Raw genomic sequence first — 12,573 nt, 5'->3', positions numbered from 1 at the left:
AGAATGGGCCGGAGCAGGGGGCGGATGTGCTGATCGCGCAGATCACCGATATCCATTTGGGGTTCGATCCGGACAATCCGGCCGAATATAACCGCAAACGGCTCGACGAGGTGCTCGACGTGCTGATCGAAGGGCCGAACCGCCCTGATCTGCTCCTCGCCACCGGCGACGTTACCGACCGCGGCGACGAGGACAGTTATCGGCGTCTGGCGAACGCCTTTTCGCGCTGCCCCTTTCCGGTGTGGGTCAGCGTCGGCAATCACGACCTGCGCGATAATTTTCATGCGCGCTTCCCGGGGCTCGACGATGGCAATGGCTTTGTCCAATATGCGATCGAGCTGCCTGAACTTCGGCTAGTGACGATCGATACGCTGGAGGAAGGGCGTCATGGCGGCGCTTTTTGTACGGCACGCGCAGCGTGGCTGGACGCCGAGCTGGCGAAGGAGCCCGCAAAGCCGACCTATATCGTGATGCACCACCCGCCGATCGAAAGCGGCATCGAGTGGATGAACACCCATCCGGACGAGCCGTGGGTGGCGACCTTTACCGACGTCGTGCGGCGGCACCCGCAGGTGCGCGGGCTGATCTGCGGCCATTTGCATCGCAGCGTCACGGTGGCGTGGGAGGGGCGCACCGTCGCCATCTGTTCATCGACCGCGCCGCAAGTCTCGCTCGACCTGCGCCCGATCGACGCCGACCGGCCCGACGACCGCCCGATGATCGTCGCCGAAGACCCCGCCTATGCGCTCCACCGCTGGAATGGACGCGAGCTGGTGAGCTTCTACGATTTCGCCGGGGCGCACACGATGCTGGCGAAATATGATGCCAATCTGCAGCCGCTGGTGCGCGAGTTGAAGGCCGAGCGGCCTAGTTAAAAGCCGTCGCCCCCGCGAAGGCGGGGGCCGCAATCGGCCTTGTCGTGCCTCGCTGTGTAAACCGACAGCGGCCCCCGCCTCCGCGGGGGCGACAACCTGCTCAATAACCCAGCGTCAAATCCACCCGCGGCTCGACCGCCACACCCTTATTCCACCGCTCGAGATTCTCCAGAAACCGCTCTGCCGACCGCACGAACATCTTGTCCTGCGCGCGGCCCGACAGGTGCATGGTGATGTGCGCATTGTCGAGGCTCCACAGCGGGTCGTCGGCGGGCAGCGGTTCGGGGGTGGTGACGTCGAGGAAGGCGGCCGCGATCTGCCTGCTGTCGAGCGCGGCGACGAGCGCGTCGTGATCGACGACGCTGCCGCGTGCGATGTTGATCAGCGTCGCGCTCGGCTTCATCGCGGCGAGTTCGGCAGCGCCGATCATGCCATCGGTTTCGGGGGTCGCGGGGACCGCGAGGATCACCCAGTCGAAATCGCCAAGCTGCGCGCGCCACTGGTCGGGAGTCAGCGTGTTCGCACCCGGCGAGCGGCGGACGACCGTGACGTCGACCGCAAACGCTTTCAACCGCTCTTCGATCAGCTTGCCGATCGCGCCATAGCCGAGCAGCAGGGCTTTCGACCCGAACAGCTCGACCTTGCCCGGCGAATCGATCAGCCACTCGCGGCGCTCCTGCGCGCGGACGACTTCGCGATAGCCTTTGGCGATGGTGAGCATCCCCATCACGACATATTCGGCGATCGTGATCGCGTTGATCCCCGCGCCGTTGGTGACGACGGTGCCGCGCTGCTGCAGCAGGTCGAGCGGCATGCCGTCGACCCCGGCATAGATCGAGTTCAGCCATTTGAGCTGCGTCGCGGCGGTGATGACCGCGGCCATATCCTTTTTATCGTACATATCGAACCAGCCGATCTCGGCGTCGGGCGCGAGGGCAAGCGCCTCGTCCTTGGACGCGAAGAAACGCGGTTCGACCCATTCGGGCAGGCGGTTTTCGACGAGCGGGCGGATGAGTCCGGACAGGACGGTGACGGTCTTGGTCATGAAATCCCTATTGCTGAAATGCGTGCCACCCCGCCCAGGCGAGCGGGACAAGGCCGATCAGATCGACGAGCGCGATGGTGGTGAGCTGAGCGGGGCGCCCATAGGATTGATAGAGAAACAGGAAGCTGAGCATCGAGATCGCGGCGAGCAAGGTCGCAAGCTTGCGCCCGCCGGGATCGAAGGCCGCCCATACGCAGGCGACGAGCACCGCAAAGAACAGCGCGGCGCGGTGGTGCATCAACAGAAAGAGCGGACTGTCGGGCGCGACGCCATAGAGCTGCGTGATCAACGTGGGCCGGACCAGCGCGAGCGCGGGGACCAGATGGACGAGCCCGAGGAGAAGCCAGCAGATCAGTTGCGACATGCAACGAAGCTAGCATCCCGGCGAGCCGGAACAAGCCTTTAAAGCGCGATCAGTCCCATTTGAATCGTCATCCCGGCGAAGGCCGGGATCTCGCCGGTACGTCAATCCGACACGGTGAGATCCCGGCCTTCGCCGGGATGACGAGAGGGAGCATCCTGTTCGGATTGAACCGTAGCCCTGAGCTTGTCGAAGGGCGCTTCTCGGCGATATGCGCCCTTCGACAAGCTCAGGGCTACGGTGATCGGTGATCCCGACTATCCAAGCCGGACTAGGGAAGGTGGTATTTCGACCCAACCCGATGATGCTCAATTGACGTCGAGCCGCCAATCCCAGCCGAGCGGATCGCCGTCCATCACCTCAACCCCCGCAGCGGTAAGTTCGTCACGGAGTTTGTCGGAGGTCGCGAAGTCCTTGGCCGCACGCGCCTCCTTGCGGCGGGTGAGGGCGGCTTCGATTTCGGCCTCGGTGATGGTGGCGGCTTTCGGGCGGATGCGGAGGTCGGTACGGGACAGTGTTAGGAGTTGCAGTCCGAGGACGGCGTCCATTATTTCGATCATCGTCAAGACGTCGCCAAGGCCCATCGATGCGTCGATAGTGCCTTCCAGCTGAGCCAAAGCGACGCTGGTGTTAAGATCATCAGAAATTGTCTGATCAAAGTTGGCCATCCGGGACTCGACGGCGGCTGGAACTGTCAGGATTGCCGCGTTGTTTTTTGATTTGGCGCGCTCGACCGCCATCACCATCCGCTTCAACCGCGTCAGCGCAGCACCCAACCCCTCCCACGAAAATTCCAGCTCGCTGCGATAATGCGCCTGCAGGCACATCAGGCGATAGGCGAGGGGGTGGTAGCCCTTGTCGATCAGCAGTTGCAGGCGCAGGAATTCACCCGCGCTCTTGCTCATCTTGCCGCTGCGTTCGATCAGGAAATTATTGTGCATCCAAATGCGCGCACCGCTCGCGTCCGAGCAACTGTGCGCCTGGTTCTGCGCGATCTCGTTCGGGTGGTGGATCTCGCGGTGGTCGATGCCGCCGGTGTGGATGTCGAACGGAAAGCCGAGCAGGGCTTCGGACATCACCGAACATTCGAGGTGCCAGCCCGGTGCACCGCGGCCCCAAGGACTGTCCCATTCCATCTGGCGCGTTTCGCCCGCCGGAGTCTTGCGCCAGATCGCAAAGTCGGCGGCGTGGCGCTTGCCCTCGACCTCCTCGATCCGGCCCTCGCCCTCGTCGGTCTTTGCGCGCGCCAGCGCGCCATAGTCGGCGACGGTCGAGGTGTCGAAATAGAGGCCGCCCTCCAGCTCGTAGCAATGCTTGTCGGCGATCGCCTTCGCAAATTCGATCATTTGCGGCACATAGTCGGTCGCGATCGACCAGTGCGCCGGCTGGCGGATATTGAGCGCCTTCACGTCCGCCCAATAAGCCTCGGTATAGTGGCGCGCGATGTCCCAGATCGACTGCGCTTTCTCCGCCGCCATCTTTTCCATCTTGTCCTCGCCCGCATCGGCGTCGTCGGTCAGGTGGCCGACGTCGGTGATGTTGATGACGTGGGTGAGCTTATAGCCCTTGAACGACAGGGTGCGGCCCAGCGTGTCGGCAAAGACATAGGCGCGCATGTTGCCGATGTGCGGGTAGTTATAGACGGTCGGGCCGCAGCTATAGACGCGCGCCTCGCCGGGATGGACAGGCTGGAATTCTTCCAGCTGGCGCGTCAGGCTGTTGAACAGCATCAGCGGCTGCGAGGCAGGGGCGTCGGTCATGTTCGCGCCCATGCCTTGCGCAATGGGGAGGCGTCAACCCGATTGAAGAACCGTAGCCCTGAGCCTGTCGCAAAGCCCGCTACGGACCTTCGGTCGGCGTCCACAGATCGTCGTTGCCCGCCCCCGTCACCGGATCGTCGAGCAGCGGCTCGCCGCTCAGCGGATCAAGGTCGCGCATCGTGATCAGCGGTACTGGCAGGCTCTGGCCGTTGCCATCCTCATCGACGGCGTCGGCTTCTTCTTCGATGACGTCCTGGACCGGGAAGTTGCTTTGTACGTCGATGAAGGCGCAGGCGCTGGCATTGGCGATCAGGCAGCCGTTAAAGGTTGAGCGCGGATCGAAGCTGCCCGCGACGGGCGCTGCCCCGCCGATAGTGAGGAGCGGGATGGTGTCGAGTCCGGTCACCTGGCCATTGGGCCCGATGTGGACGCCGTTTATGACGATCCGCGACGGACCGCTCGTGACCACATTGAGCCCGCCTGCGCCAAAGCTCAGACCGCGGCGGCTGGCAAAATCGGTGCCGACGCCGCTGTTCTGGACATAGAAACCGCCGACGACTTCGGCGCGGATGCCGCGTGCGAACAAGGCGCCTTCGTCGATCAGCACGCCGTCGTTCTGCGCCAGACGCGCCTCGATGGCATCAGTTGTCGTTGCCGCGCCGACGTCGTTGATCGCGGCGGTGGTCGCGACGATGATGTCGTCGGATACCATGTTGAGCTGACCGGCGGCGTTGGCGCCGTTGACCAGTCGCACCGTGCCTTGTCCCAGGATGACTTCGAGCGCGTCGTCGGCGAACAGGTTGAGCGCGTTGGTGTCGGACAGGCCAGTCAGCTGGACATTGCCGATAACGCGCATCTTGCCCGGGGTGCGAATGGTCAGCGCGCCATTGGCACCGAGGTTCGACCCGGCGGCACCTCCAACGAGGGTGAAGCTGTCGACGATGATGTCGGGCGGCGAGCTGCTGCCCACCGACGTATTGTTCGCCGCCTGCACTTCGGGCGCGAATACCTCGATATTCGTACCGAACAGCCGGGTAAGCTCGTTCGCGTCGAGATGGAAGCCATTGCGCGCGCCGGTGCCGCCGACGAACGTCTGGCTGAACACATCGCTATTTTCAATCGACAGCGTGTCGGTGCTGCCCGCGGTACCGACCCGTGCGCCGCCGGCGATGATGATGTCGTTCGATTGCAGTGAGATGTTCCGGGCGGTCAGCAATGTGTTGACGGTAATGTCGCCCTGCGTCGTCACATCGGCACGGTTCGCGGTGAGCTGGTCGATGATGATGTCATCGCCGCTCTCCGCGCTCAGCGCGGCGCGTCCGGCAACGACGCCCGAAGTGACGGTCAATGTGCCCGAACTGGTGCGCACCACCGCATCGCCGACATCGGCAGTCAGGCTGGCGAAGACAATATTGCCACCGGTGCGAAGGTTGATGCTGTCGCCGCTTGCGGTCACCGGACCGGTCGAGATGAGCCCGTCGGAGGTCACGGCGCCGTTGCTTGCGTTGAGCAGGGTGGCCCCGCCGGCCTGGATATTGGTGGAATTAACGCCGTTCGTTCCGTCGAGGGTCAACTGTCCGGTTCCGGTGGTCTGGGCGCGGGTAATGTCGATGCTGGCGCCGGTCAGCGTCAGATCGCCCCCGGCGCGCACCCGGCCCCCGATGATGGCACCCGCGGTGGTGACGGTCAGATTCGCTCCGGCGTCGAGGGTGCTGACAAAGGAGCCGCCGGGGCTGGCCAGCGTTTCGAGATTGGCGGCCGTAGCGGTGACGGCAATGTCGCGCCCCGCGGCGACGGTGCCGGTCGCGCTGAAGATGCCGGTCGACGTGACCAGAACGTCGGAAAAGGCATTGAGCCCCGCCAGCGTCGTGTCGCCGCCCTGCGTCCGAATGTCGCTGCTGCCCCCGGTCGCGCCAAGGCCAAGCGTCGTCGCTCCGTCGATCGCGATGGCCCCGGGTGCTATCGCGACGATGTCGTCGCCTGCCGATAGCGCCGATGCGCTGATCGCCCCGCCAGCCGACAACCGGACATCGGAGCCATCGGTTGCCGACACCCCTTCGCCCGAATTGATCGTGAAGCCGCTGCCCGCAACAAATCCCAACATGGCGGTATCGGCCCCGGCGCCCGTCGCGCTGACCCCGGTTGCCGAGAGATCGCCGACCGTGCGTACATCAACGTCATCGCCCGCGGTGATTCCTGTGAGCGTTGCGGTCGTGCCTGCGAGGACGAGCATATCCTCGCCCGCATTGGCGCCCGCGATCGTCGCCGATCCGCCTGCGCTGACCCCGAACATGCGCGCGGCGGCGCTGTTCGCCAGCACGACATTGCCCGCCGCCTCGACAAAGACATTGCCTTGGGTTGGAATCCCGCTGGGATCGGGGAAGCCGCCATTAGCGGTCGCCGAAGCATCGACATTCGCGTTGGAATTCAACCGAATATCGCCGCCAGCAACATAGGTTCCGGTGAGGTCGCCGTCGGCAAAGATCGAAATCGTCCCGGCGGCGTCCGCCTGATTGACCGCGACCGTTCCGCCGAGGCCGAAGGCAAAGAAGTTTGCGCCGCCGGTTACCGTGCCGGTCAGCGCAATGCTGTCGCCGATCAGGTTGATGTCGCTGCCTGCGGCGATGTTCGCGCCGGTGATGGCATTGGTTGCGGTCAGGTTGACCGTGCTGCCCGCATCGATCGCGGCAAAGGCGATGCTGTCGCCGCTGACACTGGTGGCCTGGCCCGACGCCAGCGTGCCGGTTGTCGTCACCGCACCCGATGCTGTCAGGCTGAGATTGTTGAACGCTGCGATATTGCCGCCGCCGATGGTACCCGCCGATGCGGTGAGGGTGATGTTCGACAGGTCGGGGGGCGAAGCATTGGCCTGGAAGAAGCTGGGGCCGGACGGGCTGAATGGTCCGTAGCTGAGCGTCCGATCATCGGGCCCGGTGCCGGTCGTCGCGAGGCCGTTGGCGATAATCCCGCCCGGTGCCGTGACCGTCAGGTCGTCGCCCGCCGTGATGTTGGCCAGCGTTGCGGTAGTGCCCGCCAGCACCAGCACGTCTTCGCCGACATTGGCGCCGTTGACCGATGCCGACCCGCCCGCGTGGACCCCGAACATGCCGGTGGCGCTGTTATTGGTCAGGACGACGTCACCGCCCGCATCGACATAGACGCTCGCGGCGATCGGGGTACCGCTGCTCGAGCTTTCAAACCCGGTCGCGTTCGCCGATGCGCTGATATTGGCGTCGGACGTCAGTCGGATGCTGTTCGGCGTGTTGTAGGTGCCGGTGATGTCGCCGGTGGCCGACACCGATATGAAGTCGCCCATATTGGCAAGCGCGATGGCCACTGGTCCGGCGCTGCCATTGGCAAACAGGGCGCCGCCGCCCGCTATTTCGCCGTTGATGGCGATGCGGGTTCCGTTGAGGTCGACGCTGCCGCCTGCATCGATCGATCCGCCGCTGATCCCTTCGGCGCCGGGGGTGTTGCCGGTCGCGGTCAGGAAGACCGAGGACCCGGCATCGATATTGTTGAACAGGATCGACTGGCCGCTGACCTGGACGAAGCCGCCCGCGGTCGAATTACCCAGATCGACTGCGCCCGGCGAGGTCACGAAGATGTCGCCGCCGGTGATGATCGAATTGAGCCCGGTTCGGAAGCTGGCGCCGGTGGCGGTGAAATCATTGACCGCTTCGGCATGTTCGACCGACGCCGCGCCTGCCGCGGTGACGACGATGTTGTTGCCGTCGAGCCGGTCGACGCCGATGCCGCCAAGGGTCGAGGTCAGCGACAAGGTTCCGTCCGCGCCCAGCAAGCTGCCCGGCGCGCCGCTGATGCTCCCCGCGGTGGCCGACAGGCTGCCGGTCGCGCCGATTGTGCGCGCGGTTCCTTCGCGCCCGTCGTGCCGGATGTCGATCTGGTCGGCGGCGGTGATCAGCAGGTTGCCATCCACCGCGACGCTGCCGTTCGACTGGCCATAAGTGCCGAACGAGCTGTCGGTGGTCAGCGTCATGTCGCCCGTGGTGGCGATCGTGCCGCCCGTTACGGCAAAGAAGATCCCCGCCGGGGCTTCGTCGGTGTCGTTGTTGGTCGGGGGTGCCGTTCCGAGCGCGTCGGCCGTCAAGCTGGCGAAAGTGATGTCGCCGTTGCTCCGGACCTCGATCCGGCCCGCGGCGTCGCCGTTCGCGGCGATCGTCGTCGTCCCCAGATCGACCACGCCAACGCCGGATGACGTGGCCGAGGCGTCGATGACGGCGCGGCCCCCCGTTGTCCCGACCGATCCGCCCGTGGCGCCGTTCCCGGCGCTTCCCGTGCCGCCAGCGCCGCCGATCCCCGACAGGCCGCTGACGTTGATGTCGACCGCCGCGCCGTTCGACGTGATGGTGCCGCCATTGGCCGACAGGCGCACGGTGCCGCCAGTGCCGCCGCCACCGCGGCCGCCGTCGCCGCCAACCCGCATCCCGCCGAAGCCGTTGAATGCACCGCTGCCGCCGTTGCCGCCGGTTCCCGCGCTGCTGAGCGCGATGATGCCGCTGGTTTCCGGGGTGATCGCGACGGTCGAACCGTTGCTGGCCGCAATCTCAAGCGTCCCGCCGGTGGCATCGCCGCCGCGGCCACCCGCAGCACCGACAAGTTCTTCGGAAAAGAAGCTGCTGTTGGCGCCGCCGCCATTGCCGCCGGTCGCCGCGGTGACGAAATTGGCCTGCGAGACGCTGATATTGGCATTGGCGCCATCGGCTTCAATCCGCCCGATGCCGCCCGCCGCGTTGCCGCCGTCGCCGCCGGCGCCGTCATCCCCAAAGCCGCCATTGCCGCCGATCGCCGACGCATCGACAGTCAGCGCGAGCGCGCCCGCATCGAAATCGGAAACGATGACCTGCGCCAGACCGCCCGCCCCGGCGCCGCCATTGCCGCCGACGGTGCCAAAGCCGCCGACGCCGCCCGATCCGCGCGACGTGCTGGCGACCGTGCCGGTGGCAGTAAAATCGGTCGCGAAATTGATCGTCGCGGTGCCGCCTTGGCTGTTGCCGCCATTGCCGCCGACGCCGATTCCGGTGACCGAACCCGAACTGCTCGACGCAAAGACGTTGCCGCCCGCGCCGCCGATGCTACCGGCGTCGGCGATCAGATCCCCGGTGGTCAGCGTTCCCGACACGATATTGATCGTCGCGGTGCCGCCGACGCTGTCGCCCGCGTTGCCGCCATTGCCGGCGACGCCATTGAACGCGAAATAGCTGCCGCCCTCGCCGCCCTCGCCATTGGCATAGGCCGCGAGCGTGGCGGTATTGATCACCGCCGTACCGTCGATGTTGATGATCGCAGTCCCGCCCTGTCCTGTACCCCCGGCACCGGTCGGGGTCGGGTTGGCCGGATCGTCGTCATCGCCGTTGGCGCCGTTGCCGCCCTCGCCGTTGGCGGAAACCGAGACATTGCCGCCGTTCAGCGTGCCGCCGAGCAGGTTGAGCGCTGCGGTGCCGCCGATCCCGTTGCCCGAAACGGCAGGATCAAAGCCGCCGCGACCCGATGCTGAAACCGACAGCGTGCCGACCGTCATCGTGCCGCCCGTTTGCGTCAAAGTCGCCGTTCCCCCGCGACCGATTCCGGCGGCGGTGCCGCCAAAGCCGTCGGCGCTGACGGACAGCTGATTGGCGATAAAGGTGCCGCTTTGCATGTCGAAGGTCGCAGTGCCGCCGACGGCACCTGCCGCGCCATTGCCTGCCGTGATGCCTTCGGAAAAGCTTTGGGTGGCACCGTTTGCTTCAAAGAAGATGTCATCGAAAGTCATGCTGCCTGCACCGGTGGCGCTGTTGCGCACCCGGACCAGAACGGTCCCGCCGATCCCCGATTCGACCGGCGAAGCGCCGACGACCGAATTGCCACCGGACACGCCGGTTGCGGAGAAGTTGGCAAAATTGGCCATCGTTATGGCGCCGCCGTCGGCAATCACCTGGATCGTGCCGCCGGTGGTGGCGACGTCGCTGGGCGCGCTGCCGCTGGATGCCGATGCGTAAAATTCGTTGAAGCCGCCGGTGTTCGTCGCGATGATCGTACCGTTGTTGGTTGCCAGCAGGTCGATCGTACCCCCGGTCACCGCGCCGCCGCTGGTTTCGGCATTGGGCCGCTGCGCAGTCGTGTCGACAAAGATTGACCCTGCGCTAATCGTGCCGCCATCGGCAGTCAGATCGACGTTGCCGCCCCGCGCGATGCCGGCGGTGAAAACGCCCGACGACACAAAATTGCCGCCAACGGCATTGATGTCCACATTGCCATCGGTTGAAAGCAGGCCGCCAGTGGTCGCGCGTACGATCACATCGCCGCCCGTGCCGCTGCCGATGTTGTTCGCGACCCCGGTTACGCCGCTGACGTTGATCGACGTGTTGCCATCGTTGATGATGCCGCTGGCGTTCGCGACCGCTATCGTGACGGAGCCGCCGACGGCGTCGCCCGATGAAGACGTCAGATTGCTGGGTGTGGTCGCGCCGCCACTGCGTGCTGCCGCGCTGAGGAACAGGTCGCTCATATTGACCGCGATGCCGCCATCGACCGTCAAGCTGACGTTGCCGCCGCTGCCGTCGGCGCCCGACGCGCCCTCGATCCCGCTGCTGTCGCCGCCGCTGCCGCTCGCCGACATGTTGACTGCGCCCAGATCGACGGGCGTCGCGGCCGGGGCATTGATGTCGATCGCCGCCGTGCCGCCAGCGCCTGCGCCACCGTTTTGGGTCGAAATGGTAGTCCCCGACTGCGAAATGCCGCTGCCCCCAAAGCCATCGGCGCTGACCCCGGTCCCCAGCGCATTGAGCGACGTTCCGGCGCCGGTCACCCCGATCCGCGCGGTGCCGCCGGTGCCGCTGCCCGACTGGATGTTGCCGGTCTGCCCGATGCCCGTCGCTGCGACATTCACAAACCCGTTGATCGCGAGCGCGCCGCCGTTTTCGACGGTCAGTGTTGCGTTGCCGCCGGTGCCGTCGCCGCTGTTGTCGACCGCCGTGCCTACGCCGCTCGAATCAAAGGTGACGCCGCCGCCGATCCCCGTCGATTGGACATTCAGGCCGTTGGCGGTGAGGGTGCTGCCCGCGCCCGAAATCAGGACGGTCGCATCGCCGCCGAACCCGTCGCCGCCATCGCCACCGGTCCCGATACCCGCTGCGCCGATCGACGCGACGGTGATGAAGCCCGCGGTGACCGAGCCGCCGAGGACCGACAAGGTCGCATTGCCGCCCTGCCGCGATCCGTCGGTTTGCAGCTGGCCCAGCGACTGGAGCGCCAAGGCGCCGTCGACTTCGATCGCCTGGTCGGCCCCGACGGTCAGCGTCGCACCCGCATCCCCGCCGAAATCGGCATCGCCGCGTACGATAATCTTGCCGGTTTGCGGGGTCGGCGGGGTGCTGGCCGGAATCAGATTGTCGGGCCGACCGGCAAAGGTGCCGCTGGCGCGCGCAACGACGCTGCTGTTGAACAATGTATCGCCGACGGTGATGTTCGCCGCGACGCCGTTCACCGGCGTATCGTTCACTTCGCCGTTCGTGACATTATACCCCGCCGACAGGCGCACCGCGCCGTTGGGATCGACCTGCGCCGACACCGCGTCATAACCGATCTGGCCCGACACCAGCATCGTGACCGCCAGATTTTTCGGGATTGCGACCATATAGACGCGGCTGTCGTTCGGGTTGCTGTCCAGATGGCCCGGACCGCCGGTGGTGCCGGTGTGGGTGATGACGTTGCCGCCCTCTGCGCCGACCTGAACATTGATGTCGAACAGCCCGCCGTTGATCCGGATATCCGCCTGCTCGGCGGCGACATAGCCGACCGATCCGTCGACGCGGACGGCGCCTGCCTGGACGACGCGCGGCGCCACCAGCGCGACATAGCTGCTGCCGGGACTGAGCGCGGTGTTGGCATTGATCGCGCCGTTCACGGTGATCGCCGAAGTGCTGCCCGCCGCGCCGCGGAAACGGATTTCGCCCGCCGGGCCGAGCAGGCCGTCGGTGGTCAGGATGTCGTTCGCCGTCAGCACCAGGCTGCCGACATTGATCACGCCGCTCGCGCCGATCAGAATGCCGCCGGCGTTATAGAACCAGATATTGCCGCCGCGCCCGCCCGAGGTGGCAAAGTCGATGCTGTTGACGGTGCCGTTGATCGCGATCTGGTCGGAAATCGGCAGGCCTGCGCCGGAAATGAGACGGTTGAGGACGATATATTGGCCGGTACCGGTGAAGTTGAGCGTATTGCCCGCGGGCAGAAAGTCGATCACCCCGCTGACCGGCGCATTCGACGGCGTCCAGTTGATGATGGTCTGGGCGCCCGTCGTGTCGACGGTGGTTGGCCCCGGTCCCGGCGGCGAGATTGTCGGCGTGCTGAGCCCCGGACCGGTGACGGCTTGCCCGGTACCCGCGACCTGCGCGAGCGCCGGTCCGCCGTAGGCCAGCGCCGCAAGCCCGGCCACGATCGCGCAGCTTTCGAGGAGGCGGCGCTTGCCGTTACGGGTCGGTGCGGGATTGGCCGTGGCACGCATGTCTGTGGTCCTCGATGTCGTCGTCATGG

5 protein-coding genes are annotated in these 12,573 nt (G+C 65.9%); 1 reads left to right on the top strand and 4 read right to left on the bottom strand.

The features are described from left to right. Window positions 1-26: 26 nt before the first annotated feature. Window positions 27-875, top strand: coding sequence for a phosphodiesterase (locus FFS18_RS06895; RefSeq protein ID WP_137870307.1), 849 nt, complete (start codon window positions 27-29; stop codon window positions 873-875). Window positions 876-975: 100 nt separating this feature from the next. Here FFS18_RS06895 and FFS18_RS06890 read toward each other — a convergent pair whose 3' ends face one another. The 4 genes from FFS18_RS06890 to FFS18_RS17825 all read right to left on the bottom strand — a co-directional run bounded on the left by FFS18_RS06890 (window position 976) and on the right by FFS18_RS17825 (window position 12,544). After that, window positions 976-1,920 (bottom strand): D-2-hydroxyacid dehydrogenase, encoded by a 945-nt coding sequence (locus FFS18_RS06890; protein WP_137870306.1) that lies wholly within the window; start codon window positions 1,918-1,920, stop codon window positions 976-978. Window positions 1,921-1,927: 7 nt separating this feature from the next. Continuing rightward, a complete protein-coding gene (locus FFS18_RS06885) occupies window positions 1,928-2,284 on the bottom strand; it encodes a phosphopantetheine adenylyltransferase (RefSeq protein WP_137870305.1) in 357 nt (118 codons plus the stop codon). A gap of 305 nt (window positions 2,285-2,589) precedes the next feature. Further along, entirely contained in the window at window positions 2,590-4,041 is a 1,452-nt protein-coding gene (gene cysS / locus FFS18_RS06880) for a cysteine--tRNA ligase (protein WP_137870304.1), read from the bottom strand. A 79-nt stretch (window positions 4,042-4,120) separates the two neighbouring features. Beyond that, complete coding sequence (locus FFS18_RS17825; protein WP_137870303.1) at window positions 4,121-12,544, bottom strand: hypothetical protein; 8,424 nt, start codon at window positions 12,542-12,544, stop codon at window positions 4,121-4,123. Between the last annotated feature and the right edge of the window lie 29 nt (window positions 12,545-12,573).

The organism is Sphingopyxis sp. 2PD, assembly GCF_005503695.1.
In the GTDB taxonomy this organism is placed as follows: Bacteria; Pseudomonadota; Alphaproteobacteria; order Sphingomonadales; family Sphingomonadaceae; genus Sphingopyxis.
This window is presented reverse-complemented; position numbering and strand designations above follow the sequence as displayed.

Excerpts from the sequence above, each read along its gene's own strand:
- cysS (WP_137870304.1), bottom strand. The coding sequence starts at position 4,041 with ATGACCGACGCCCCTGCCTCGCAGCCGCTGATGCTGTTCAACAGCCTG.
- FFS18_RS06885 (WP_137870305.1), bottom strand. The coding sequence starts at position 2,284 with ATGTCGCAACTGATCTGCTGGCTTCTCCTCGGGCTCGTCCATCTGGTC.
- FFS18_RS06890 (WP_137870306.1), bottom strand. The coding sequence starts at position 1,920 with ATGACCAAGACCGTCACCGTCCTGTCCGGACTCATCCGCCCGCTCGTC.
- FFS18_RS17825 (WP_137870303.1), bottom strand. The coding sequence starts at position 12,544 with ATGCGTGCCACGGCCAATCCCGCACCGACCCGTAACGGCAAGCGCCGC.